At 69.8% G+C, this 25,882-nt stretch carries 14 protein-coding genes and 1 pseudogene; 5 read left to right on the forward strand and 10 right to left on the reverse strand.

Annotated elements, in window-relative coordinates; genetic code table 11:
* Positions 1-3: 3 nt before the first annotated feature.
* From ACIQRL_RS32160 to ACIQRL_RS32180, 5 genes are all read right to left on the reverse strand, one after another.
* Positions 4-1,233 (reverse strand): extracellular solute-binding protein, encoded by a 1,230-nt coding sequence (locus tag ACIQRL_RS32160; RefSeq protein ID WP_401338133.1) that lies wholly within the window; start codon positions 1,231-1,233, stop codon positions 4-6.
* Positions 1,230-2,078, reverse strand: coding sequence for a hypothetical protein (locus ACIQRL_RS32165; RefSeq protein WP_401338135.1), 849 nt, complete (start codon positions 2,076-2,078; stop codon positions 1,230-1,232). Before ACIQRL_RS32165 ends, ACIQRL_RS32160 begins: the two co-directional genes overlap by 4 nt.
* The gene (locus tag ACIQRL_RS32170; protein WP_401338137.1) at positions 2,075-3,487 is read right to left on the reverse strand and encodes a VWA domain-containing protein; all 1,413 of its coding nucleotides are present in this window, start codon (positions 3,485-3,487) and stop codon (positions 2,075-2,077) included. The genes ACIQRL_RS32165 and ACIQRL_RS32170 overlap by 4 nt, the downstream gene beginning before the upstream one ends.
* Before the next feature lie 109 nt (positions 3,488-3,596).
* Positions 3,597-5,774 (reverse strand): tetratricopeptide repeat protein, encoded by a 2,178-nt coding sequence (locus tag ACIQRL_RS32175; protein ID WP_401338139.1) that lies wholly within the window; start codon positions 5,772-5,774, stop codon positions 3,597-3,599.
* A 3-nt stretch (positions 5,775-5,777) separates the two neighbouring features.
* Complete coding sequence (locus tag ACIQRL_RS32180; RefSeq protein WP_401338141.1) at positions 5,778-7,478, reverse strand: trypsin-like peptidase domain-containing protein; 1,701 nt, start codon at positions 7,476-7,478, stop codon at positions 5,778-5,780.
* Between the two features lie 263 nt (positions 7,479-7,741).
* Here ACIQRL_RS32180 and ACIQRL_RS32185 point away from each other — a divergent pair.
* Together ACIQRL_RS32185 and ACIQRL_RS32190 are read left to right on the forward strand one after the other, a co-directional pair.
* Positions 7,742-8,143, forward strand: a pseudogene (locus ACIQRL_RS32185) (SDR family NAD(P)-dependent oxidoreductase); the annotation flags it as partial.
* 151 nt (positions 8,144-8,294) lie between these two features.
* A complete protein-coding gene (locus ACIQRL_RS32190) occupies positions 8,295-9,977 on the forward strand; it encodes an SWIM zinc finger domain-containing protein (protein ID WP_401338143.1) in 1,683 nt (560 codons plus the stop codon).
* 423 nt (positions 9,978-10,400) lie between these two features.
* On the opposite strand, the gene ACIQRL_RS32195 is transcribed toward ACIQRL_RS32190, so the two are convergent.
* Positions 10,401-11,900 carry an MFS transporter gene (locus ACIQRL_RS32195; protein WP_401338145.1) on the reverse strand — a complete coding sequence of 500 codons (1,500 nt, stop codon included), beginning with the start codon at positions 11,898-11,900 and terminating at the stop codon, positions 10,401-10,403.
* A 760-nt stretch (positions 11,901-12,660) separates the two neighbouring features.
* On the opposite strand from ACIQRL_RS32195, the gene ACIQRL_RS32200 reads away from it, so the two are divergent.
* Positions 12,661-16,932 carry a discoidin domain-containing protein gene (locus tag ACIQRL_RS32200; protein WP_401338147.1) on the forward strand — a complete coding sequence of 1,424 codons (4,272 nt, stop codon included), beginning with the start codon at positions 12,661-12,663 and terminating at the stop codon, positions 16,930-16,932.
* Positions 16,933-17,325: 393 nt separating this feature from the next.
* Entirely contained in the window at positions 17,326-18,246 is a 921-nt protein-coding gene (locus tag ACIQRL_RS32205; protein WP_401338149.1) for a hypothetical protein, read from the forward strand.
* Between the two features lie 93 nt (positions 18,247-18,339).
* Here the strand turns inward: ACIQRL_RS32205 and ACIQRL_RS32210 are convergent, their stop codons facing one another.
* The 3 genes from ACIQRL_RS32210 to mmsA form a co-directional block, all read right to left on the reverse strand.
* Positions 18,340-19,527 carry a substrate-binding domain-containing protein gene (locus ACIQRL_RS32210; protein WP_401338153.1) on the reverse strand — a complete coding sequence of 396 codons (1,188 nt, stop codon included), beginning with the start codon at positions 19,525-19,527 and terminating at the stop codon, positions 18,340-18,342.
* Positions 19,528-19,665: 138 nt separating this feature from the next.
* Positions 19,666-20,967 (reverse strand): multiple monosaccharide ABC transporter permease, encoded by a 1,302-nt coding sequence (mmsB, locus tag ACIQRL_RS32215; RefSeq protein WP_401338155.1) that lies wholly within the window; start codon positions 20,965-20,967, stop codon positions 19,666-19,668.
* Positions 20,964-22,514: a multiple monosaccharide ABC transporter ATP-binding protein gene (mmsA, locus tag ACIQRL_RS32220; protein ID WP_401338158.1), complete on the reverse strand. Its 1,551-nt coding sequence runs from the start codon at positions 22,512-22,514 to the stop codon at positions 20,964-20,966. The genes mmsB and mmsA overlap by 4 nt, the downstream gene beginning before the upstream one ends.
* Positions 22,515-22,726: 212 nt before the next feature.
* On the opposite strand from mmsA, the gene ACIQRL_RS32225 reads away from it, so the two are divergent.
* Entirely contained in the window at positions 22,727-23,995 is a 1,269-nt protein-coding gene (locus tag ACIQRL_RS32225; RefSeq protein ID WP_401338160.1) for an ROK family transcriptional regulator, read from the forward strand.
* A 111-nt stretch (positions 23,996-24,106) separates the two neighbouring features.
* On the opposite strand, the gene ACIQRL_RS32230 is transcribed toward ACIQRL_RS32225, so the two are convergent.
* Positions 24,107-25,837: a RecQ family ATP-dependent DNA helicase gene (locus tag ACIQRL_RS32230; protein WP_401338163.1), complete on the reverse strand. Its 1,731-nt coding sequence runs from the start codon at positions 25,835-25,837 to the stop codon at positions 24,107-24,109.
* Between the last annotated feature and the right edge of the window lie 45 nt (positions 25,838-25,882).

Genomic DNA, 25,882 nt, shown 5'->3' on the forward strand with positions numbered 1-25,882 from the left:
CGATCAGGGGTGGTTCGGGTGGCTGCAGAGTGGTGCGGGTGGTGGCGGGGATCCGGGGTGCGCGTATCCGAGTGCCGTCTGGACCCTGTTGAGTGCCGCGAGCAGCGGGGTCAGATCTTTGCCGTTCGTGGAGTCCAGGACCGCTCGGTAGAAGGCGGCGGACACGTCGGGATCCATCGCGTCGGCGGCGCTGAAACAGAGCGTGTAGCGGGGGGAGCGGAGCATTCCGGCTATCCGGCCCTGTGTGGCGTTGTCGTACTCCGTCACGCTGTTGTCGGCGGAGAGCGCGAAGCCGGGTTCGTTCACCCATCCCTGCTGGGCCTGCGCACTTGCCAGGTACGTGATGAACTCGTCGGCGCTCTTGTTCCGGGTGAACTTTCCGACGAAGTCCGCCGAGACCTGCAGGGCTTCACGAGAGGACGGTACGTACGTGTACCCGTCGTCCTTCACCTGGGCCGAGTCGAAAGCCATCGCGGACAGGGCGCCGTGGCTCAGGGAACACCCCTTCTTCGTCATCTTCTCGGCGGCGGCGCGGAAGTTGAACGTGGCCGCGCCCTTGCGAGCACCTGCCACGAGCTGCCCCCACGCGGTCCACGCGTCCTTGACGGCCCCCTTGTCCCACTCCGCGTCACCCGAGGCCCAGGCGGCGTACGGGCCGACGCCTTTGTCGGCGAGCACGATGTCCGCTATCCAGTCGGCGCCGGGCCAGCCGGAGGTCGGACCGGATTCCAGCCCCAGGCACCATCGGTGGGAGCGGGTACGCAGCGCGGTCCAGCTCTCGGGAGGCCGTGGGGTGACCCTCGCGTCGTACCAGACGAGGCTCTTCACGTCGGCCTTGACGGGGACGGCGTATACGTCCTTGCCGTTCATGCCGAGCCCGCGGAAGGGCTGCACGTACGCCTTCGTGTCGACGCCGAGCTTCAGGAGCACCCCTTCCTTCCGGTACTTGGCGATCGCTCCCACACTGGGCAGCACCGCCAGGTCGGGTTTCGCGTCCGCGGCCACCGCGGCGTCGAGCTGCTGGGTCAGGGCACGGGTGACCTGCGGTTCGATGTCGATGTCGTGGTCGCGCTCGAAGGCCTTGACGACCGCGTAGAACGCCCTGAACTCGGTGCCGGACCAGGGAACCATGATCGTCACCTTGTCCCTCTCCGGCTTGCCGCACGCGACCGGCCCCAGGAGCAGCCCGAGGGCCAGAGCGCAGCGCAGGAGTGGTGCCGTGAGTCTTCTCATGAGTGAGGGAACCTGTACTCGGCGAGACGGGGGCGGTAGGCCAGGTACGCCAGCGCACCGGCGCCGGCGAGAACGGGCAGCGCGATCACCGCGGGGAGCGGGTCGGTCGTGCACATGGCGACCCCGATCGACGCGGTGGCCAGCAGGGCCACGACGAGTGCCGGGCCGGGATACCGCCGGAAGTGGTGGGCGACGATGTAGCCGGTCGTGCAGACCAGCAGCAGCATGACCGCCACCGGTGCCATGAACAGGGGCCAAAGGAGATCGGGGCTGCGCCAGCCCGACCGGAGCTGGTCGTGGCGGGCTCGGACCTCCAGCTCCTGGAGATCCCTGAGCGATTGCCTGAGACCGCCGGTGAAGGGAACCGGGTCCTTCCCGTCGTACTCCGGTGCGCTGTCCAGGGCGTCGCGCGCCCTTGCCAGAGCCGGTGCCCCGTCGATGACCGCCGTGTTGGCCATCTGTACGCAGGTGGCCAACTGGCCCTGGACGAACTGGATATGGCCCAGCCCCTGCTCCCCGGCCGCGTTGCCCTGCGTCGCCGAGGTGAGGTGCGAACTCACGCGGGCGGTGGCGTTGGCGAAGTCCGCGCCGGTGCCGATCAGGTTGACCGCCTCGGTCCGCGAGACGGCGAGGAGCGAGGCGTTCGCCTCCCCCGTCTCGGTATAGGCCGCGCCGATGTGCTGGATGGCCGTCGTCGTTCGGTGCGCGGCGGCGACCTGCGCTCCGGCCCGGTTCGCCACCACCAGGTAGAGCAGCGCCGTCACCGCCACGATGCCCAGCACGCCCGCTCTGAGCCATCGCAGGACCACGATCGGATGGGGTACGCGCGGCCGGAAGCCGGTCACGACGCGTCCAGTGGGCCACCGGCCGTACCCGTGTCATCGAATCGACGCCCGCACTCCTGGCAGAACTTGGCGGTGGGCAGCGTCGACGTCGTACCGCACTGTGGGCATACGCGCGGTGTCCCGGGGGCGTGGGACGGGAGGTCGAGCGGGTCGACCGGTCCTCCGGTGGTCTTCGTCGAGTCGAGGCCGAGTCTCTGGATCTGGCCTCGGGGGACGTTCCGCCGCACCCCGAGCCGGCCGTCGGGGCCCTCGGCCGCGATCTCGCGCAGCAGTTGCAGGCGCCGGGTGTCCGGGATGGATTCCGCGAGGCCGATGGCGAGGCGCAGTTCGGCGTCGGCGCGGTCGAGCTCTCCGAGCCGGTGGGCGTCGGCGCAGGCGCGCATGGCCATGCCGAGATCGCGTTCGTCCTCGACGCGGGTGAGGTCGGCGGAGCGGGGAATACCGGAGCCCGGGGTCGAGCGGCGGCATACGATCATGGCTGAGGTCTCTGAGCAAGGGTGGCGCGTTCCGTCCGGGAACTCGGCGTGCAGGGTGACGCGGGCGGCGCGCAGGATCTCGTCGACGGTCAGCTCGGCGGGTTCGAAGCGGAGGGAGATCTGGTACTGGCGGCTCTCCGGGGGCCAGGAGCCCAGCGCGATGTGCGTCTCGCTGTCCCGCTGTTGGCGCGCCGTCAGTTCGGCCTCGACGGGGCGCGTCTGCCGTACGAACTCAAGCTGGAAACGGCTGTTGAGGCGCAGGCCCAGATACACCCGGGGTACGATGATCCGCTGCGCCTCGCGTATCAGGCCGGTGAAGTCCTCCGTGAGGTCGGAGATGGTGACGATCGCCTCGGCGGTGCCGTGCAGGGCCTCGGTGACGCGGAGCAGTTCGACGTAGTGCCAGTCTTCGCCCAAGCCCCTTGCGTGGCAGATGAACCGGTCGGTGCAGGTCCTGAGGATCTCGTCGAGTTGCTCGGGTGTCTCGTGCTCGTTCTTGCCGTCGGTGTAGAGCACGGCGTGGCGCACCGTGCCGGGGGATTCCAGTGTGGCGAAGAGGCGGCGGGCGCGGGCCAGCCACTGGCCGATCGCCGTGCCGCCCTCCGAGAGTTGGCCGACGACCCGGTTCTTGGCTTCCTCCCGGGTCCAGGCGTCGACGCGGGCCAGGCCGCCCGTCGTCGGAAAGATCACGTCGGCCTGGTGGTTGCCCGCGACGATGCCCAGGAGGGTGCCGTCCCGCAGTGTGTCGATGGCCGCGCACAGAGCGCGTTTCGCCTCCCCCAGCTTGTAGCCGGACATGGACAACGAGCGGTCCATGATCAGGATCTCGGCACGCGGAGTGTCGGCGGCCGAGGCCGCGGCGGACTGTGCCGAGACGGTGATCAGGGCGTCCAGGCGTCGCCCGTCGTACGGCAGATCCGAGGGTGCGTCCACTTCCAGGGCGAAGGTCAGCCCTAACGGTGATCTGTCCCCCACCGGCACCACCCGTCCGTGTCGCTGCCTGCTCTCCTACGGAACGTGCTCGCTTCCTCGACGGAACGTGTCAGGAGCCTAGCCTGCTGGGTGTTGCGCCGAAACGGGAAGGACTCGTTCCGCGCTTTCCCGGCCATCTCCATCTCAGGGCCGGACGCAGCCGGTTCGCCAGGTCCACGAGGGCGACGTACTCGCGCTCGGTCGACGTGTGGGGGCCGAGGGCGCGGATAGCGTTAGACAGCTTCAGCCGGTCGTGGGTGCGCAGGAAATCCGCGTACTCGATCTCGGCACACAGTCCGGCGGCCGCCGCCTCGTCCACGTCGAGGCCGGGCAGCGCCGCCCTGGCGCGGGCCACGTCGTCCTCGGTCGGCGCCGGGTGGCCCGGTTCGGAGAGGACCATGACCCGCAGACGTACGGCTGCCACGCGGGCCTCGCGCTCGTAGCGGAACTCCTTGGCCAGTTGCTCGACGACGTCCACCGCCTTCTGGCGCTCGCCGGCCAGGAGATGGACACGGGCCAGGCCGAAACCGGCCGCGCCGAGCGCCGGGGTGGTGTCGAACACCGTGCCGTAGTGAGCCCGCGCCACGGCGTGGTCCCCGCGGAGTTCGGCACACAGGCCGAGGGCGAGCTGAGGTATCAGCTCACCGGCGAGCGTCCTGCGCGCCTGGGCCATCATGACGGTGGCCCGCTGCGGGTCCCCGTCGGCCAGCGCGATCAGGCCGCGGTACCAGTCACGCAGCCAGTGCCAGTCGGGGAGGCCCGCCGCCGCGAGCTGTCGTGCCGCCGACACGGCGTCCTTTCTGCGCAGGGCGAGCCGGCACCCGGCCAGCGCGCTGTCGGACGAGCCGGTGACGCCCGGTTCGTCGGGAACATCGGGATCGTCGGGATCGGACAAGGGGGCCGGAAGGGCGGCCGCGACGTCGCCGGGGTCCGGTGAGGAGAACGGCGCGGGCATGCGCAGCAGACCGTTCTCGACCGGCCGAGCCTCGACCCAATGGGCAACGGGCCTGGCCGCACCCAGCCCGCCGTCCAGTGCCTCGGGCGCCGAGCCGAACAGGGCGGAGGGACGCGCCACCTGACGACGCGTCGGAGGGGCTGCCACGACCTGCCGGATGACACCGCTGAGCTGCTCGGCGAACTGCCGTGCCGACACGAACCGACCCCACGGCCGTTCGGGGTCCGTGGCCCGGTCCAGCAGCAGATGGAGCGAGTCGACGCCCGGTGCGGAGCGGTCCGTCCAACGAGAGCGGCAGACCTCGCGCAGGGTCATCCCCAGTCCGTAGAGGTCGAAGCCGGAGCTGGGGTGCATGTGCTCCGGATCGGTCTCCGGCGGCGCGTACGCACTCGTGAACGCCACGACCGGCCCGGTGTCCTTCGCGTGGCTGCGCACCGCGCCGAAGTCGATGAGCCGCACCCGGTCGAGGGCGCCCGCCGGGCCCTCCTCCCGGAAGCGGATGATGTTCAGGGGCTTGACGTCGCAGTGCAACAGGCCCCGGGCGTGCAGGTAGTCGAGTGCCTGGAGGACGCGGACGCCGTGCGCGAGGAGGGTTTCGAGGCGGTCGCCGTGGCCGGCCGAGAGCGGTTCGCCCGGCACGTATTCGAGGACGAGATACGGCCCTTCGGCCTCGTAGCCCAGGATGCGGACGATGCTGTCGTGCCGGAGCCCGACCAGCACGTCCCGTTCGTGCAGGGCGGTCTCGGCGACCGACGTGCGCAGGGCCTTGAGGACGACCTCGGTCGCGAGATTGCGGTCGTGGGCGAGATAGGCGGCGCCGAACGCCCCCGCACCGAGGACGCGTCGGACGTCGTACCGACCGGCGATGGTGAAATGGTCGGGCTGGGCGAAGTCGAAACGGGTGCCGCAGTGCGGGCAGAAACCGGCGGTCCGGCCCTCCTCACTGTTGTCGCCACGGCCGACCGGCTGCCTGCACGAGGGATTGCGGCAGAAGCGGTGTGCCTCGGCGACAGGGTCCGACGAGCTCAGAGGCGCGTCGGGGGTCCGCGGGACCTGATCGGAGTCGACCAGGTCGAGGCCGTACCAGGGATCCGGGCGTACCTGCGCCACGCCCACGCCCACGCCCACGTCCGCGCCGACCCGCGTCGCCGGTTCCGGGCCGGGGCCGGGGGGCGGCGACTGCGTGGCGTCCCGCGGCAGCGGCTGCCGGTCGCACACGTCACAGAAGCCCTGTTCGTCGATCGTGCCGCGCCCGCAGTCGGGGCGGTTGCACTCCTGACGGCTCGTCCCCATGCGTCACCCTTCCTCGAGCCGTCGATTGACCTCGTCGATGTAGCGCCTGACCAGCGTGCGGGCGGCCCCGAGGTCGACCGGCTCGGTGCGCAGAGCGCGCGCGGCGGGGGCGTGCCGGTCGGCGAGCCGTCGGTCCTCGGCACCGAAGTGCCGCGCGGCCCGGAGGCGGTGCAGCTCCAGGTCGGCGGTGAGATCCTCGTGGGCCGAGATCAGCCGGCGCAGGTCGTGATCGAAGCGGGCGAGGGCGGCGCGGGCCGCGCCGGCCAGGTCGTGGATCGCGGTGAGTTCGGGGTTGGGTTCCGTCGCCCTGGCCACAGCCAGCCGGACCCGTAGCCGGGGTGCGGCGCGGGGCGGCAGCCGGGGCGCGTTGAAGAACCGTAAGCCCCAGTCCTGTTGCAGGGCGGACGAGGCGTCCTCCTCCGCCGTGAGCCGGCCGAGGACCGTGCGGACCTCGGCGGCGGTCACGCGCCGGCCGGCGTCCCCGCGCAGCGGTTCCGGGTCGAGGGAGACGTCGAAGGCGAGGCCGGCCGGTGGCACGCCCTCGAAGCCGAGGACGAGGCGGATTCCGCGTGATCGGGCGCGGGCGGCCAACTGCCCCAGCAGGTCGGCTACGAGGGCCTCGGGGTCCTGGGCCCGGTCGACGCCGCCCACCACCAGGCAGGCGGGCGGCTTGCGGCGCAGCAGTTGTCGCCGCACCTCGTGTGGGTCGCCGCCGTGGAGTCCGAACCGGTCCGTGAGGTAGCCGGTGACGTCGGCGACCGACTTGCCGCGCGCGTCGTAGGCCGCGTCGATGGTGCCGAGTCCGAGGACGGTGTCCCCAGGGGCGTCGGAGAGTTCGGCGTCGGTCACGGAGACACGGGCCGCGGGATCGGCCGTCCGCACCAGACGGACGAGCCAGGAGTCGCCCACGGCGGTCGTTCCGCCGGTGCCGACGACGACCGTGCCTGACCACTCGCTGTCGAGCAGCCGGGTGAGCTCCTGAGTCAGCGCGAGCCGCAGCGGGTCGCCCAGCACGTCCCAGCGCAACTCGTCGTGCGAGGGCCCCAGTTCGTTATTGCGGACGCCTCCGGTGAACTCCTCGATCCGGGGCAGATGCTTCAGTATCGTCTCGGTCGGCAGCATCCAGGCCGCCTTCGCGTCGCCGTGTACGTAGTCGGCCACCACGATGCCGATGACGCGGCCGTCGAACTCGCCGCCCACCGCCATCGCCCCGGCGCCCGAGTACCCCCGCTCGATCCATGGGTCGCCCACGCGGAGCTGCTTCAGCAGGCCCCACTCGCCCTGTCGGTGCCCCGATCCCGCCAGCCGCGCGTCCGCCCCCATGCCGAACGGCTCGTCGTGGGGAAAGCCGTACACCCGGACCGTGCCGCCGGAGATCGGTGCCTTCCACAGCGTGGTCCGGGTGCCGCAGCCGGCCGGCTCGTCGAGTTCGAGCAGGGCCACGTCGCCGCGTTGCGTGCCGCGGTCGTGCACCCACGTGCCCGGGGCCACCTGCGCGGTGCGGGTCCACTCCGGGCGGCACACCACACTGCGGATCCGGACATGAGGCGTGGTGCCCCCGGGTTCTGCTCCGGCGTAGCGGACCACATGCGCGCAGGTGAGCACATGCCGGTCGTCGAGCAGCACTCCGGCGCCACAGGGTGTTCCTTCCTCGTCGTCCACCCTCACGCGCCACGGACGGTCACTGTGATGATGCAGCGCCATAGGTCCAAGGTATGGCAACGACCGCCACATGGAGCCCGGTCCGCGACACCGAGCTGGTCCCGGCCGTCACTTCTGCACGTGCAGTTCGGCCGCCGCCTACGCGCCCGCGCCGCATCGGCGGCCGAATGGCCCTGGACCGGCGGCTGGTTGGGCATGCCCGGCCGGTCGGGCACCCTGGGTTTCGATCCCTGACGACACCGAGCAAGGAGTCACCTCGTGACCGCCCGTTTCAAGGACAAGGTCGTCATCGTCACCGGGGCCGGATGCGGTATCGGCCGGGCCGCGGTGCCAGGGCCTTCGCACGTGGGGGCGCCATCGTGGTCGCCGCCGGAGTCCGGCGCGAGTCCATCGAGGAGACCGTGCGACTCGTCGACGAGGACGGCGGCACCGCCAGTGCCGTCGCCGTCGTCGCCGACGTCACCCGGCCCGAGGACGTCGAGGGCCTGGTGCGCACCACGGTGGAGCGTCACGGCGGCCTGCACGTCGCGCACAACAACGCGGGCGTCTTCGACAGGCCCGCTCCGGTCGGCGACCTGGACCTGTCCGTGTGGCACTCCGTGCTGGACATCAATCTGAACGGTGTCCTGTACAGCACGCAGCAGGAGATCGTGCGCATGCGCGCGCACGGCGGCGGCGTCATCGTGAACACCGCCTCCAACATCGGATACCACGGGCTCCGCCCCGGCATGGCCGCCTACGCCGCGTCCAAGGCCGCCGTGAGCACCTCACCCGGGTCGCGGAGGTTCACTTCGTATGACCGTCGGCGGAGGGCGGATCCTGACACCCGGCGCGCCGCGGGAGCGGTTGAATGCCGGTGTGGCACGAAATGCGGTGGGATTCGGAGAAGACGACCTGCGGGCCCTGGCCGGGAGCCGGTCCTTCGAGCGGGCACTGGGGTATCTGGACGCGGTGAGCGGGCTGGACGTGGGCGACGACACGATCACCGGCGTGGTGCAGGGTACGGACGTCTACGAGGTGGAGCTCACCCTCGGCGGACGCACCGGGCTCTCCGGGCGGTGCGACTGCCCGTACGGGCTGGAGGACAACTTCTGCAAGCACTGTGTGGCCGTGGGGCTGACCGTGCTGCGGCAGGCGGAGGGCATCCCGCGTCAGCGGGCCGCCGCCCGGGCGCGCGCCTCCGGCCTCCAGGCGTGGCTGACGTCGCTGTCCCGGGACGAGCTCCTCGCTCTGGTGCGGGAACAGGTCACCGATGACCGGGAGGTGCGCCGACGGCTGGAGCTGCGGGCCGCGTCCGCGCGCTCGGACCTGGACACGGTCCGGGACCGGGTCCCGGCGCTGCTCGATCCACGGTCCTTCGCCCGCTACGGGTACGTCGAGTACGCGGCCGCTCCCGGGTACGCGCGGCAGGTGGCGGAGGCGGCCGAGGCGCTGCGCGCCCTTAGCGGGGGTGGGCAGGCGGCGTTCGCGGTCGGCCTGGCTGAGAAGGCGATCCGGGCGCTGGGCGAGGCGTACGGGGAGATCGACGACTCGGACGGCATGGTCGGTCAGGCCGTGACCGCGGTGGCCGAGGCCCACCTGGAAGCCTGCTCGGTCGCGCGCCCCGACCCGGAGCGGCTGGCCGAGTGGCTGGCAGGCCACGTGCTCGGTGACGGGAACGACGCGACGGACCTCGATCCACTCGACTACGCCCACGTGCTGGGGCCAGTTGGGCTGGCTCGCCTGCGGCAACTGGCGGCCGAGGCTCGGCGGCGCAGTCCGCGTGGCTGGGCGGAGAAGTATCTGATGGAGCGCCTGGTCCGGGCGGAACGCGATGTGGAGGCGCTGGTCGCCCTGTGCGCGAAGGACCTGGTTCCGTCCGGCGCGACGCATCTGCGCATCGCCGAGGAACTGGACGCGGCCGGCCGCACCGAGGACGCGCTCGCGTGGGCGGAAAGGGGACTTCGGGACACGGCCGATGAGGCGTACGTCGACGGGCGCCTGGTCGACTACGTGTGCGCCCGCTACACCCGGGCGGGCAGAGAGGCCGAGACCGTCGCGCTCCGCCGGGTCCGCTTCCTGGCCGAGCGCACCCTCGCCGCGTACCAGCGACTGCGCGTCGCTGCCCGGTCGACGGACCGCTGGGAGACGGAGCGGGCGACGGCGCTGGCCGCCTTGCGCGAGGACGCCGCTCAGGAGCGCGGCGGTCGGTACCGAGGGCCCGTACTGATCGACGCGTTGCTCGACGACGGCGATCTGGACACCGCTTGGCGGGAGGCCCCCGGCCGTGCCGACGACCGGCAGTGGCGGCAGCTCGCCGACACCTCGCGCGACACGCGCCCGGCCGACGCGCTCGCGGTGTATCTGCGGCTGGTCGAGCTCCTGAAAGAAACGACAGGGGAGCGGGTCTACGAGTGCATGGCCAGGCTGTTGTTCGACGTCCGCTCTTGCCACCTGGCGCTGGGGACAGCGGACGCGTTCCCCCGATATCTCGCCGATCTGCGGGCGCAGTTGAAGCGCAGGCGCAAACTGATGACCGTCCTTGACCGGCACGGGCTGTGAATCGGCTCCGACAGGAGATCGGCTCTGACAGGAGGGTCCCGGCCGGGGAAGGGGCACTCGGCACTGACGGCGCCTGCAAGGTGCTCTCACGCCCAGCGCCGTCAACCGCCTGCTCATCCTCAACGCGGAACACCGGCCCGGACGCGGCACAGTCCTGCTCCGGCGCGAGGCCATCGGATTCTGAACCGCGGGATTCGTCCGGCTCCGCTCCGCGCACATTCGCGGAGTGGTTGTCGGTCCAGGTCACAGCGTCCGCGGATCACCAGCCGCTGTCGAGCCGGAGGTGGCGTTCCTCGTCGGCGTTCATGTGCCCTCCCTCATTCCCCCGTACAGGCGGGTGCGGAAGGGGGTTCGGATGCGCTGCCGATCAGACTTTCGCTGAGCCGGCCCGGTGAGGGGAGCCGCGAGGGAAGCCGGGACCTCTCAGCCGCCGCGCCGGACCGCCTCGGGAGCGTCACCCTCCTCGAAACCGCGCCCGAGGGTTTCCACGGTCCGTTCCGGATCGGGGTGTGTCCGGCGTACGCGCACGTCGGCGACGGCCAGCAGCATGGCGATGACGCTCATCCCGACGGCGGTGAGCAGGCCGAGCTGAATGGCCGTCACGGGGCGTCCGGGGTTGGCCTGATGCGCGAAGTACACCGCTCCCACCACGGCGATTCCGGCCGCCGACCCGATGCGCTGCCCCGTCTGCAGCACCCCGCCGGCCGCACCCGCACGGTGCACGGGAACGCGGGTGAGCGTGAGCGTCGTGTTGGGGGAGACCGTGAGGCCCGAGCCGATCCCGCTGACGACCATGGGCAGGGCCGTGGCCCACCCGACACTGTCCAGGGGTACGAGCTGCACCGCCACGACGACCCCGAGCAGCCCGACCACCACTGCCATGAGGCCGAAGACGACCAGCTTGCGTCCGTGACGCATCACCAGCCGGCCCCCGATGGCGGCGCCGACCGCAGAGGCGGCCGCGAAGGGCAGTACCGAGAGACCGGCTGCCAGCGCGCTGTATCCGGCCGTGTTCTGCAGGAACAGGGAGTAGACGAAGAAGACCGTGGTGAAGCCCGCGAAGTAGGTCAGACTGATCAGGGAGCCGAGCGTGAAGGAGCGCAGGGAGAACAGGTCCAGATCGACCAGAGGAGCCTGCCCGCGCCGTCCCTGCCGCCGCTCCCACGCCCAGAACGCGACCAGCAGCAGCGCGGCAACCGGCAGCATGGCCCACTTCAGCCGCCCGGTCCACTGCTGCATCTGCACCAGCGGCAGCATGAGCGCGAGTACGGCGCCGCCGAGGAGCAGCACGCCGAACGGGTCGAACTCCTCCCGCTTGCCGGTCGCCGGGAATCGGGGGAGCAGCCGCAGTCCCGCGGCGAACGCGGCCACGCCGATGGGCAGGTTGACGAAGAACACCCAGCGCCAGCCGTCGTCGGTGCCCACGGCGTTGATCAGCAGACCGCCCGCCAGCGGGCCGGCCGCCGTCGAGATCCCGATGACACTGCCCAGCAGGCCGAAGGCCTTGGCCCGCTCGGCGCCCTGGAACATCTGCTGGATGAGCCCCGAGGTCTGCGGGGCGACCATTCCCGCGGCCGTGCCCTGGATCAGCCGGAACACCACCAGCCAGGAGGCGCTGGGAGCGAGGCCGCACGCCCCCGAGGCCAGCGTGAACAAGGCCAGCCCCAGCAGGAAGGCCTGGCGCCGCCCGCGCATGTCGCCCAGTCGGCCCGCCGGCACGAGCACCAGCCCGAAGGTCAGGGCGTACCCGGACACCACCCAGGACTGGGCGGCCTCCGAGGCGCCCACCCCATGCTCCATCGAGGGCAGCGCCACGTTCACGATCGAGGTGTCGAGCAGCGAGATGAAGCCCGCCGTCAGACAGACGGCGAGCGCCTTCCAGCGCCGGTTGTCGGGAGCGGGCCGGACTTGGACAGTGGTCATGGGGTCACGCTAAGCAGCCGCCCCGGTCAACCCATGGAAGGAGTCCTTCCGCGCGCGTCGTAGCCACCGGGCCCGGCAGGACGGCTCGCCTTCTCCCGTGCTTTGCGCACCCCTGTGAGCGAGTGATGCATCCGGGCGGTCATCCCGATGGGCCAGGTCGGCCATGGGATGCGACATGGTCTGCGGGATGTTCGGCGGTTGCGCCGATGTCTGGGGTGCGCAAAAAATTGCGTGATTTTCGTCGGCTTGCATGGAAGGGTCCAAGGTCGGGATCGGCGCGCGCGGGTGCTGTCGGCGGGTGATGCCGGAGCGGGGCGAGGCCCGTCCCTCAAGCGGCGGCGCGAGGCTTTCGGTAGGCCACATAAGGAAGTTGACCCCGGAGAAGGGCGCTCCGGGGGTGCCCCGCCGGCTTGCCTCGGCCTGTCGGGGCTCGCGCGTCGTCCGGTTGGTCGGGCCGTCGGCAGTGCACGCCAGGTTCTCGACGTTGAGACGCGGGTGTTGATGGTGAAACTTGTGGCGTCCTGGCCGTAGACGACTTGGCACCGCTCTGCAATATTGCGATGAAACAACGCAAGAAACTGCGCACGATCCCTTTTCGTGGATCACGCATGTCTGCACAGACAGCCCTTGCCATGCAGTCCGTGCAGTCAGTGCAGTCAGTGCAGTCCGTTCTGTCGTACCGCGCCACCGCTCTGCCCAGGAACGAGCCGACCTCGCCGCCCCCTCCGGCGCGCGAACCTCCGCAGGGAGTGAACCCCGTATGACTCCACACAAGCCGAGATCCTGGAGACGCCGCGCCGTGACCGCGGCGCTCGCCTCCACCGTCATGGTTCTGGGCCTGCCCGCCGTCGGCGCCCAGGCCGCCGGTGGTCCCGATGCCGCCGCGGGCGCCGCCACCAGGGCCGGCAGCGTCAGCGGCGCGCATACGGCCGCCAAGATCACCGACGGCGACGCCGACACCTATTGGCAGGCCGGAAAGAAGTCGGCCCAGTGGGTGCAGACCGATCTCGGGCGGACCGAGCGCGTCCGCCAGGTCGTGCTGCGACTGCCCGAGCACTGGCAGACCCGCACGCAGTCCCTGGCGCTCCAGGGCAGCGCCGACGGAAAGAGCTTCGCGACGCTCAAGTCGTCGGCGCAGTACGTCTTCAGCCCCGGCAACGGCAACACGGTGAAGGTCTCCTTCCCCGCGACCCTCGCCCGGTACGTACGGGCGGACTTCAGCCGCAACTCGGTCGCCTCCACCGCCCAGCTCGCCGAGATGCAGGTCCTCACGTCCGCCGCCTCGACCCCCAACCTCGCCCAGGGCAAGCCCTTCAGCGAGAGCGGGCACGCCGACGTGTACGGCGCGGCCAACGCCGGCGACGGCAATCGCGCCACCTACTGGGAGAGCACGAACAACGCCTTCCCGCAGTGGCTCCAGGTCGACCTCGGATCATCGGTCAAGGTGAACCAAGTGGCGCTGAGGCTGCCCGGCGGATGGCCGAGCCGCAGCCAGACGCTGAAGATCCAGGGCTCCACCGACAACCAGAATTTCACGGACCTGACGGCCTCGCAGGCGTACACCTTCGACAGCGGCGACGATCAGTCGGCGACCATCGCCCTCGACACGACCACGACGCGGTACGTGCGGGTGCTGATCACCGCCAACACCGGCTGGCCGGCCGGGCAGGTGTCCGAGCTGGAAGTCTACGGACCGGCCACCGGCGACACCCAGGCACCGACCGCGCCGTCCAACCTGGCCTTCACCGAACCGGCCACCGGGCAGATCAAACTGACCTGGAACGCGGCGAGCGACGACACGGCCGTGACCGGTTACGACATCTACGCCAACGGCCAACTCCGGGCGAGCGTCGCGGGGAACGTTCTGACGTACACCGACACGCAGCCGGCCGGCAGCGGCATCACGTACTTCGTGCAGGCCAAGGACGCGGCGGGCAACGTCTCCTCCAACAGCAACAGCGTCACCCGCCAGGCATCGGGCGGGGACACCCAGGCCCCCACCGCTCCCGGCAACCTCGCCTACACGCAGTCCGGCAGCGACGTGAAGCTCACCTGGCAGGCGTCCAGCGACAACGTCAAGGTCACCGGTTACGACGTCTACGCCAACGACCAACTCGTCACATCCGTGGCGGGTGACGTCACGACGTACACCGACACCCCGTCGGCGACGGCCACGGTCACCTACTACGTGAAGGCGAAGGACGCCGCCGGGAACGTGTCGGTGGCGAGCAACAGCGTCACCCGGCCCGGATCCGGCGCCGGTTCCGACCTCGCCCAGGGCAAGCCCATCGAGGCCTCCTCGTACACCTTCACCTACGTCGCCGCGAACGCCAACGACGGGCAGATCGGCACCTATTGGGAGAGCGGAGGCGGCGCCTACCCGGCCACCCTCACCACCAAGCTGGGTGCCAACGCCGACCTCAGCCAGGTCGTCGTCAAGCTCAACCCCGATGCCGCCTGGTCCACGCGTACGCAGAACATCCAGGTGCTCGGGCGCGACCAGGACGCGACGGCCTTCACCAGCCTCGCCGCCGCGAAGGACTACACGTTCAACCCGGCCGGCGGCAACAGCGTGACCATCCCGGTCTCCGGCGCCGCGGCCGACATCCAGCTCAAGTTCGCCTCCAACACCGGCGCCCCGGGCGCGCAGGTCGCAGAGGTCCAGGTGATCGGCACCCCGGCCGCCAACCCCGACCTCAAGGTCACCGGCATCACCAACACACCCGCGGCCCCTGTCGAGTCGGACGCCATCAGCCTGACCGCGACCGTCACCAACAGCGGGAGCAAGGCGGCCAAGGCCACCGACCTGAACTTCACGCTCGGCGGCACCAAGGCCGCCACTGCCGACGTCCCGGCCCTCGCGGCCGGTCAGTCGACGACGGTCACCGCGAGCATCGGCACCCGGGACGCGGGCAGTTACCCGGTCGGCGCCGAGGTGGACCCGTCGAACAAGGTCATCGAGCAGAGCGAGGCGAACAACGTCTTCACCCGCTCCGACGCCCTCGTCGTCAAGCCCGTCTCCAGCTCCGACCTGGTTGCCGCACCGGTCGCCTGGACCCCGTCCAGCGCCTCGGCGGGCGACAACGTCACGTTCACCGTGGCGATCAAGAACCAGGGAACGGTTGCCTCGGCCTCCGGCGCCCACGGCGTCACGCTGACGGTCCAGGACTCGACGGGCGCTACGGTCAAGACGCTCAGCGGCTCCTACTCCGGCGCCATCGCCGCGGGCCAGACGACCTCACCGGTCGGTCTCGGTTCGTGGACGGCGGTCAACGGCAAGTACACCGTGAAGTCGGTCATCGCCGACGACGCGAACGAACTGCCCGTCAAGCGGACCAACAACACCACCACGCAAGCCCTGTTCGTCGGACGCGGCGCCGACATGCCGTACGACATGTACGAGGCGGAGGACGGCACCCTCGGCGGCGGCGCCAAGGTCGTCGGCCCGAACCGGACCATCGGCGACATCGCCGGCGAGGCGAGCGGCCGCAAGGCGGTGACCCTCGACGGAACCGGCCAGTACGTCGAATGGACCACCCGTGCCGCGACCAACACCCTGGTGACCCGCTTCTCGATCCCGGACGGCACCGACTCGACGCTCAACGTCTATGTGGACGGCCAGTTCCTCAAGGCGATCGACCTCACCTCGAAGTACGCCTGGTTGTACGGCAGTGAGACCGCGCCCGGCAACTCGCCCGGCTCCGGTGCCCCTCGCCACATCTACGACGAGGCGAGCCTGCAGCTCGGCAAGACCGTCCAGGCCGGCTCCAAGATCCGGCTCCAGAAGGACGCGGCCAACTCCTCCACGTACGCGATCGACTTCATCAACACCGAGCAGGCGACGGCGATCCCGAACCCGGATCCGGCCGCCTACACGGTCCCGACGGGCTTCGGTCACCAGGACGTGCAGAACGCCCTGGACAAGGTCCGCATGGACACCACCGGCAAGCTCGTCGGTGTCTATCTGCCCGCCGGCGACTACGACACCGCGAGCAAGTTCCAGGTCTACGGCAAGGCGGTCAAGGTCGTCGGAGCGGGCCCTTGGTTCACCCGCTTCCACGCACCCTCCTCGCAGGAGAACACGGACATCGGCTTCCGCGCCGACTCCACGGCCAACGGCTCGACGTTCGCCGGCTTCACCTACCTCGGCAACTACACCTCCCGCATCGACGGCCCGGGGAAGGTGTTCGACTTCTCCAACGTCGCGAACATCACCATCGACAACGTCTGGGTCGAGCACATGGTGTGCCTCTACTGGGGCGCCAACACCGACAACATGACCATCGAGAACGCCCGCATCCGTGACACCTTCGCCGACGGCATCAACATGACGAACGGCTCCACGGACAACCACGTCGTCAACAACGAGGCCCGCGCCACCGGAGACGACAGCTTCGCCCTCTTCTCCGCGATCGACGCCGGCGGCGCCGACGAGAAGAACAACCTCTATGAGAACCTGACATCGACGCTCACCTGGCGAGCGGCCGGGATCGCCGTCTACGGCGGCTACAACAACACCTTCCGCAACATCCGTGTCGCCGACACCCTGGTCTACTCCGGCGTCACCATCTCCTCACTGGACTTCGGCTACCCGATGAACGGCTTCGGGACCGATCCGACGACGATCGAGAACGTCTCCCTGGACAGAACGGGCGGCCACTTCTGGGGCTCGCAGGTCTTCCCGGCCATCTGGGCGTTCTCCGCCTCCAAGGTCTTCCAGGGCATCAGGGTGAACGACGTCGACATCGACGACTCCACCTACGGAGGCGTCATGTTCCAGACCAACTACTCCGGTGGCCAGCCCCAGTTCCCGGTGAAGGACACGATCTTCACCGACGTCTCCATCACCAACTCCAAGAAGAGCGGGGACGCCTTCGACGCCAAGTCGGGATTCGGCATCTGGGCCAACGAGTTGCCGGAGCCCGGTCAGGGCCCCGCCGTCGGTGAAGCCACCTTCCGCAACCTGCGGATGAGCGGCAACGCCCAGGACATCCGCAACACGACCAGCACCTTCAAGATCAATATCGAGTAGGTTTCGGTCGGGCACTGAACGGTACGGGGCCGCCCTCCACGAGGGCGGTCCCGCGCTGTCGTGTCCGGCGGACGCCCAAAGGCTTTGCTGCCGCCTCGGTTTCGGAAGGTTGCGGTCCGGTTTGCGGGTGCGGCGGAAGTTGCCGCCGGGGTGAGTGGGGTCGATATCGTGACACGGCGATCATTCCGTGCGCGTCGTACAGGGTGGTCGCCGCAAGAACACACGAAACGGGGATATCTTGCTATGGCCCACTCGGCCCGCTCTGCTCACCCAGCCCGTGCCACGCGCATCGGGGCGTTCGCCGCGACCGTCCTTTCAGTAGTTTGCTCCCTGACCGGATGCTCCACCACCGACAGGAGTTCCGGGGCGGACGCCAAGTCGGCGGAGAGGCCCTTGCTCACCAAGGGGGACGCGAACAAGGCGGTGGACGCCTATCAGAGGGTCAACAACCAGGCCAATGCCAAGCGTTCCGCCTCCCTCATGGCGAGGGCGGAAGGCGGCGCTGCCCTTGCGATGGATCAGGCGTACTTCACGCAGATCCCAGCCCTCGACAAGAAGGACGTCGCCTACAACCTCGCTCCGTTCGCGTACGTCAAGCGCACCTTCTACATCCCGCCCGCTTCCGCCGGGACCAACTGGTTCCTCGTGCGTGCCCAGGGCGCTCAACTCACCCATGGCAAGCCGGGCAAACTGTGGTCGAAGGACATCAGGTTCCTCGTGTTCAAGCGCTCCGGTGACGGCTGGCGGATGGTCGTCGCCCGCGACTTCGAAGGGCGTGAGTCGGCCAAGGCGCCGCATATCGCCCTCGACGAAGCCGGGTTGATGAAGGTCGCCGCCCGCGGCACCAGGATCGCTGGGACGGCGCCCGCGCAGTTGCCGGGACTGGTCACGGATCTGTGGGTGACAGGCGGGCGCGACACGCCGCTTGCCGACACCTCGGCCCGGCGTAACGGCAGTTCCTGGTACACCGAGCGGGCCGACAACCTGGACGGGCACGCCTGGGTCGACTACAAGAAGACCGCCTCCCACGCCGGGGACGTCTTCGCCGCGAAGACGACTGACGGCGGCGCGCTCGTCCTGTCCGACAGCGCCGTCGAGGAGACCTTCCTCGCCAAGGACCTGAACTCCTACATCAACCTCGGCGACTCGGACAAGCCGCTCGTCGAGCGCAACCCCGACGCGCGCATGGACAAGGTCGTCCGCCACTGCGTACAGACGGAGCTCGGAATCATCTCCGCGCACGGCAAACCCGCCGTCTACTCCGTCGGCACTCAGGTGACCAAGGTGGACGTCGTACCAAGGTCCGACGTCTAGATCGGATGCCCCCTTGGGGAACGCGAACCGCCGTCGCCCGTCCCGGGATGCCTCCGGGACGGGCGACGGCGGTGATCGGTGTTTCCTGCGGTGCTACTTCGTGAGCGGCGAGAGCTTGGGGTCGTTGGCGTAGGCCTGGGCTGCGTTCTCCTTCGTCACGATGACGGGCGGGAGGAGGTAGGACGGGACGACCTTGGAGCCGTTGTCGTACGACTTGGTGTCGTTGATGGTCGGCTTGCTGCCCTTCTGCAGGGACTTGACCATGTTGATGGTCTCGGCGACGAGCTTGCGGGTGTCCTTGTTGATCGTCGAGTACTGCTCACCGGCCATGATCGACTTGACCGACTCGACCTCGGAGTCCTGGCCGGTGACGACCGGGACCGGCTTGCCCGCGCCCTTCACCGAGGTGAGGATCGCGCGGGCCAGGGTGTCGTTCGGGGACAGGACACCGTCGAGGGTCTTCTTGCCGCCGTAGGCGGAGGTCAGCAGCGAGTCCATGCGCTGCTGGGCGTTCTCGGCCTTCCAGCCCTGGGTCGCGGTCTGCTTGATGTCCGTCTGCTTGGAGCCGACAACGATGTCGCCCTTGTCGATGAGGGGCTTGAGCACCTGCATCGCTCCGTCGAAGAACACCTTCGAGTTGTTGTCGTCCGGCGAGCCGGAGAACAGTTCGATCGTCCACGGGCCCTTGGGCTTCTTGGCCTTCATACCGTCGATGAGGGCCTGGCCCTGGAGCTGGCCGACCTTGAAGTTGTCGTAGGCGATGTAGTAGTCGACGTCCTTGGTGTTGGTGATCAGACGGTCGTAGGCGATGACGGTGGCGCCGGCCTGCTTGGCCTGCGAGACCTGGGTGGAGAGCTGCGAGGCGTCGGTCGCGCCGATCACGATGACCTTCGCGCCCTTGGTGACCATGGAGGAGATCTGCGCCTGCTGGTCGGCGACGGTGGTCGAGGCGCCCGCGTACTGGACGTCGCCCTTGAACCCCGCCTCCTTCAGACCGTTGGTGAACAGGTCACCGGCGAGCACCCAGTTCTCCGAGGTCTTGGCCGGCAGGGCGACGCCGATCAGGGCGTCCTTCGCGAAGCCCTTGCCGTCGGAGCCGGCGGTGGAACCCTCACGGTGGTTGGAGCAGGCCGTACCCAGGGTGAGCAGGGCAGCCGCGCCGACGGCGGCGATGCTTCTGATGGTGAGTGAGCGCATGGTGGAGTCGAACCCTTCGTGTGGTGCTGGTTGCCGGAGTTGTGCTGCGTCGTCGAGCGCGGCGGTGGCGGTGCGGTGGGACACCGCCGGACCGTGTGCCCATGACCGGTCGTTCCGGGGTGGGGGACCGGGCACCCGGTTGTCAGGAGACCGGATGCCCGGTCGTCGGGGAGGGTGGAGCGATGGCGGCCGGAGGGGTCCGGCCGCCGGGGGCCGTGGGCGTCAGCCCGCGACCTTGGCCTTGTCGTCGTCGGAGGCCGGGGACGGCGGCGCCTGGGGCGTGGCCGGGTCGTCGTCCCGCCGGAACGGACGCGTCAGCGCCCCGAGGAGCGAGAAACGTCCCTGCCTCTTGTTGTAGACGTCGAAGGCGACGGCGAGGAGCAGGACCAGTCCCTTGATGATCTGGACCATGTCCGAGCCGACACCCTCCAGTTGGAGGCCGTTGTTGAGCAGGGCCATCACCAGACCACCGACGATCGAGCCGCTGACGGTGCCCAGGCCGCCGGAGACCGCCGCGCCGCCGATGAACACGGCGGCGATGGCGTCCAGTTCCCAGCTCAGACCGTCCTGGGGGCCGGAGGCCGCGGACCGCGCCACGAAGATCATGCCTGCCAGCGCGGCCAGCACCGACATGTTCATCATGACGAAGAAGTTGACCCGCTTGAGCTTCACGCCCGACAGTTCGGCCGCTCGCGCGTTGCCGCCGACGGCGTAGATGTGCCGGCCGCCGATGGTGTTGCGCGTGTAGTACGAGTACGCGAGGACCAGGACGATCAGGATGATGCCGGAGATCGGCAGGCTGGTGCCGATCCGGCCGCCCGCGAAGCGGAGCGTCGCGAAGACGATGACACCGAGCATGACGGCCAGCCGGATGCCCATGACCCACAGCGGCGCCACGTCGGCCTTCATCTCGCGGCGGGTCTGACGCGCCTTCCACTCACGCCACACCACGCCCGCGCAGGCGGCCACGCCGAGCAGCAGCGTCAGGTTGTTGTAACCGGTGTCCGGACCCACCTCGGGAAGGAAGCCGGCGCCGATCTTGCGGAAGCCCTGGGGCACCGGAACCGTGTCGGCGTTGCCGATGTACTGGTTGCCGCCGCGGAACAGCAGCATCCCGGCGAGGGTCACGATGAAGGCCGGTATGCCGATGTAGGCGACCCAGAAGCCCTGCCACGCGCCGATCGCCGCGCCGACGAGCAGGCCGAGCAGAATGCCGAGCGGCCAGGGGAGCGAGTACTCCTGCATCGCCTTGGCGACGACGATGCCGGTGAACGCGGCGACGGAGCCGACCGACAGGTCGATGTGCCCGGCGACGATCACCATCAGCATCCCGATGGCCAGGATCAGGATGTACGAGTACTGGCTGGCGACCGCGATGAGGTTGCCGGAGGTGAGCGTCAGTCCGTCGGTCCAGATCTGGAAGAGCAGGACGATGGCCACGAGGGTGGAGATCATGCCGAACTGGCGGGCGTTGGAGGTCGTGCCTCCGAAGAGGTTCTTCTGAAGGTCAGTTATACGGCTCATGGAGTCGGGCTCTTCTTGGTAGCGGTCATCTGCTTCATCAGGAGTTCCGGGTCGGCGTCGTCACGCGCCACGTCGCCGGTGATGGTGCCCTCGAACACCGTGTAGATGCGGTCGCACAGGCCGATCAGCTCGGGCAGTTCGGAGGAGATGACGACGACCCCCTTGCCCTGGGCGACGAGCCGCTGGATGATCCCGTAGATCTCGAACTTGGCGCCCACGTCGATGCCGCGGGTCGGCTCGTCGAGGATCAGCAGGTCGGGGTCGGTGAACATCCACTTCGCCAGGACGACCTTCTGCTGGTTGCCGCCCGAGAGCTTGACGACGCCCTCGTCGACGCCGGGGGTCTTGATCCTCAGGCTCTGGCGGTACTCCTCGGCGATCCGGTGCTCGCGCACCGGGTCGATGACCGTGCGCCTGGCGATCTTCGACAGCTTGGCGGCCACCATCGAGGTCTTGATGTCGTCCAGCAGGTTCAGGCCGATCGACTTGCGGTCCTCGCTGACGTAGGCCAGTCCGTGGCCGATGGCGTCCGCCACCGTCTTCAGGTGGACCTCCTCGCCGTCCTTGAAGGTGCGCCCGGACAGCCAGGTGCCGTACGAGCGGCCGAAGAGGCTCATCGCGAGTTCGGTGCGGCCGGCGCCCATGAGGCCCGCGAAGCCCACGATCTCGCCGCGGCGGACGTGGAACGTCGACCCCTTGCACACCAGCCGTTCGTCCGAACTGGGGTGCCGCACAGTCCAGTCGCGGACCTCGAAGAAGACCTCGCCGATGTCGGGCGTGCGGTCGGGGAAGCGGCTGTCGAGCGCCCGGCCGACCATGCCCCGCACGATGCGGTCCTCGTTGACGCCGTCGGCCTGCACGTCGAGGCTCTCGATGGTGCGGCCGTCGCGCAGGATCGTGATGGTGTCGGCGATCGCCTCGATCTCGTTCAGCTTGTGGGAGATGATGATCGAGGTGATGCCCCGCTCACGGAAACCGCGCAGCAGGTCGAGCAGGTGCTGTGAGTCGTCCTCGTTCAGGGCCGCGGTCGGCTCGTCGAGGATCAGCAGCTTCACGTCCTTCGCGAACGCCTTGGCGATCTCGACGAGTTGCTGCTTTCCGACGCCGATGTCCTTGATCAGGGTGTCGGGGTCCTCGCGGAGCCCGACCTGTTCCATCAGCTCCAGGGCCCGGCGCTGGGCCGTCTTCCAGTCGATCGAGCCGCGTCGGCGCGGCTCGTTGCCGAGGAAGAGGTTCTCGGTGATCGACATGCCCGGCACCAGGGCGAGCTCCTGGTGGATGATCACGATGCCGGCCTGTTCGCTGGCCCGGATGTCGTGGAACCGGACCTGCTCACCCCGGTAGACGATGTCGCCGGTGTAGCTGCCGTGCGGGTGGACGCCGCTCAGCACCTTCATGAGCGTGGACTTGCCGGCGCCGTTCTCGCCGCAGATCGCGTGGATCTCGCCTTCCCGCACGACGAGGCCGACGTCGGCGAGCGCGGTGACGCCGGGGAAGGTCTTGGTGATCGACCGCATCTCCAGCAGGGTCGAGGCGGTGGCGGTCATGAGCGGCGCTCCGCACCGCCGGAAACGCGCCTGGGCGTCTCCGGGCCGAGCCGCCCGCGGCATTGCATGGACATCAACTTGCCTCCGGTGGCACAGGTCCGTGCCCTCGCGTCCGGGATGTTTCATCTGCGGCCGGACACTAAATCCATTTGTTTTACTAAGTCAATGGGCAGGGGAAGATATGTTGTCGGGGCATCGAGAGAGGACCGTGCGTGCGGCAGTCAGGAACGAACCTTCCCAAGGTCGGGCGATACAACCGGGCGGTCGTGCTGGACCAGATCCAGCTCGCCGACGGCATCAGCCGTGTCGAGATCGCCCAGTACACCGGGCTGACCCCGCAGACCGTCTCGGGCATCGTGCGCCGGCTCATCGAGGAAGGGATCATCCGGGAGGACGGCGAGAGCAAGGGAGCGGCCGGAGGGAAACCTCGTACCACCCTGAGGGTGAACGCCGACGCGGGCTGCGCCGTCGGTCTCCACTTCGACCCGGTGGAGCTGAGCTGCACCGTGGTCGACCTGCTCGGCCGGCCCCTGGTCGTCAAGAAGCGCCCGGCCCGCCACGTCACCGATCCGGCCGAGGTCGTGAAGGACATGGCCGAACTGGTCGCCGACGTGCTGGCCGAGACGAATGTCGACCGGGACAAGGTCCTGGGGATCGGTCTCGCCACTCCCGGGCCGATCGACCTCGAACACGGCGTGATCGTCGGCGCTCCGCAACTCACCAACTGGACCCGGGTGCCGGTCCAGCACATGCTCAGCGAGACGACCGGTCTGCCGGTGACCCTCGACAACGACGCCACCGCCGCCGCGATCGGCGAGCGCTGGTCGGGAGCCGGCAGGGGAGTGGCGGACTTCGCCTACTTCTTCTTCGGCACCGGTATCGGCGGCGGTCTCATCCTCAACCACCAGGTGTACCGCGGTGGTTCACGCAACGCGGGCGAGTTCGGCCACTCCTCGGTGCTGCCCGACGGTCCGGAGTGCTACTGCGGCAACCGGGGCTGTCTGGAGCGGCTCATCAACCCCACGGCGATCGTCGCCGAGGTGCACCGCAGACTCGCGGCGGGATCGCATCCGGACAGTGCGCTGGCGCGCGTGTTCGCCGAGGACCCCGACGCGATCGACCACGCCGCCATCCGGGTGGCCGCGGCGGCCGGCGATCCGGTCGCCGCCGCGGTCATCGACGAGACCGCGGAGCATGTGGCCTCGGTCGCGGTCGACATCGCGAACTTCCTCGACGTCGACCTGATCGTTCTCGGCGGCCACGGCATCCAGCACGTCGAGTCCCGCTACGTCGCGGTCGTCGCCGCCGCGCTGAAGAGCCGCCCGCTGTCCCGGCACATCCGGGTCGTGGAGGTCGAGGCGTCCCCGCTCGGTACGGACGCGGCGGTGGTGGGGAGCGCGGCGCTCGTCCTGCACGCCACGTATTCCCCGCAGTTGTCGGCCCTGGTGGGCACGGGGGTGACGCCCGGCGGTCAGCAATGACCGAAGCCCGGCGTGGTCGCAGCGGCCCCGATGCTCGCGCCAGCGGGCGAGGGGGCCGGGTGAGACCGCCAGACCGGGCGCGCCGGGGACGCCGGGGACGCCGAGGCGGTGTCAGCCCCTCGTCGACCTGGACGGCACCGGCGACAGCAGGCCTCGCGCCCGGACGGCGGGGAGGGACAGGGTGCGATAGCCCACGCTCTCGAACAGAACCGTGATCCTGTTCCCGTCCTCGCTCATCACCTCGCCCTCGCCCCACGTGCGGTGCCCCACCTTCATCCCGGGCGGGAAGGCCCCGTCGGCCGCCACGGGTTCCAGCGGGTCAGGACCCGTGCCGGACAGGACATCTCCCCTCCGGACGGGAGCCTGCTTCAACTCCCTTGTACGGGTGCACATGTCGCACCCCGCGCAGGCGCCCTCCGCCAGACTCTCACCGAAGTAGCCGAGCAGGTGGCGCCGGCGACAGCCGTTCGTCTCCGCGTACGCCCGCATCATCTCCACCCGGGAACGCTCCAGATCGACCCGGGCGGATGCGATCCGCACCGCCTCGCGGACGCAGGTGTCCCGCCGCGCCCCGGGTACGGCCCGCACACCGCCACGCTGGTCCACCGTCACGGCGCCGGCCTCCTCCAGCAGGTGCAGCATCGACGTCAGCGGCGTCTGGGACAGACCGGTGCGCTCGCGCAGACCGGCTGCCGTGACCGGTCCCGGGTGCTCGCGCACCGCGTCGACGATCCCGCCCAGCGCCTCCGGGTCGGGGTGAGCGCCCGCCCGGAACCGCTGCACCCCGAGGTCCTCGGGCCGGTACGCGAGGATCGCCGTCGACGCCTCTCCGTCGCGGCCCGCCCGGCCGATCTCCTGGTAGTACGTGTCGAGGGAACCCGGCACCGACGCGTGCAGCACGAAGCGTATGTCCGGTTTGTCGATGCCCATCCCGAAGGCGGAGGTGGCGACGACCACGTCGAGCGCGCCGTCCTGGAAGCGGTCGTGCGTCCGGGAGCGCTCAGCCGCCGACAGCCCAGCGTGGTAGGCGGCGCTGTCGAATCCGAGCGCCGACAGTTCCCGCGCGTACTCCTCGGCCTCCCGCCGCGTTCCCGCGTAGACGATGCCGGGTTTGGCCTCGGCCGCCGCGCGTTCCACCACCCACCGGCGCTTCCCCGCGTCCTCGCGGTGCCGTACGACCTCCAGCGCGATGTTGCGGCGGTCGAACCCCGCGACCACCTCGTGCGCCCCGTGCATGCCGAGCCGCTCCACGATGTCCGCCCGCACGGGGGCAGCCGCGCTGGCGGTGAGAGCCAGCAGCGGAGGCCCCCCGATGCGCCGGCGCACCCGGCAAAGGGACAGGTAGTCGGGCCGGAAGTCGTACCCCCACGAGGACACACAGTGCGCCTCGTCGACCACCATCAGGGCGGGAGAGGCCGCGGCGATCCGCTCCACCACCTCGTCCTTGGCGAGTTGCTCGGGCGAGACGAACAGAAAGTCCAGACGGCCTTCGCGTACGCGCTCCCACACGGCCTCGTTGTCCCGTGCGCGCTGCGCGGAGTTGACGGCCGAGGCGCCGGATCCCCCGATACGGGAGAGATGGGCGACCTGGTCCCGCTGCAGCGCTATCAGGGGCGAGACCACCACGGTCGGCCCCTCCAGCAGCACACCCGGCACCTGGTAGACGGCGGACTTGCCCGCACCCGTCGGCATCACCACGATGGTGTCGCGCCCTTCCATGACGGCTGTCATGGCGGTGAGCTGGGACGGGCGCAGCTTCTCCCAGCCGAACACCTCACGGGCACAGCGGCGCAGGCGTCTCCTGAGTGACCTGGTCCTGAAGTATCCGACCTTGACGCGCATGCCGCTCCTGACGCCGCTCTCCACCGGGGTTCCGCGCCCGTCTAC

Origin of the sequence: Streptomyces sp. NPDC091209, assembly GCF_044757755.1 — a bacterium.
GTDB lineage: Bacteria > Actinomycetota > Actinomycetes > Streptomycetales > Streptomycetaceae > Streptomyces.

Bases quoted from the DNA above. Each gene is read 5' to 3' on its own strand.
- ACIQRL_RS32180 (WP_401338141.1), bottom strand. From the start codon at position 7,478: ATGGCGCTGCATCATCACAGTGACCGTCCGTGGCGCGTGAGGGTGGAC.
- mmsB (WP_401338155.1), bottom strand. From the start codon at position 20,967: ATGAGCCGTATAACTGACCTTCAGAAGAACCTCTTCGGAGGCACGACC.
- ACIQRL_RS32160 (WP_401338133.1), bottom strand. From the start codon at position 1,233: ATGAGAAGACTCACGGCACCACTCCTGCGCTGCGCTCTGGCCCTCGGG.
- ACIQRL_RS32200 (WP_401338147.1), top strand. From the start codon at position 12,661: ATGACTCCACACAAGCCGAGATCCTGGAGACGCCGCGCCGTGACCGCG.
- ACIQRL_RS32195 (WP_401338145.1), bottom strand. From the start codon at position 11,900: ATGACCACTGTCCAAGTCCGGCCCGCTCCCGACAACCGGCGCTGGAAG.
- mmsA (WP_401338158.1), bottom strand. From the start codon at position 22,514: ATGACCGCCACCGCCTCGACCCTGCTGGAGATGCGGTCGATCACCAAG.
- ACIQRL_RS32230 (WP_401338163.1), bottom strand. From the start codon at position 25,837: ATGCGCGTCAAGGTCGGATACTTCAGGACCAGGTCACTCAGGAGACGC.
- ACIQRL_RS32175 (WP_401338139.1), bottom strand. From the start codon at position 5,774: ATGGGGACGAGCCGTCAGGAGTGCAACCGCCCCGACTGCGGGCGCGGC.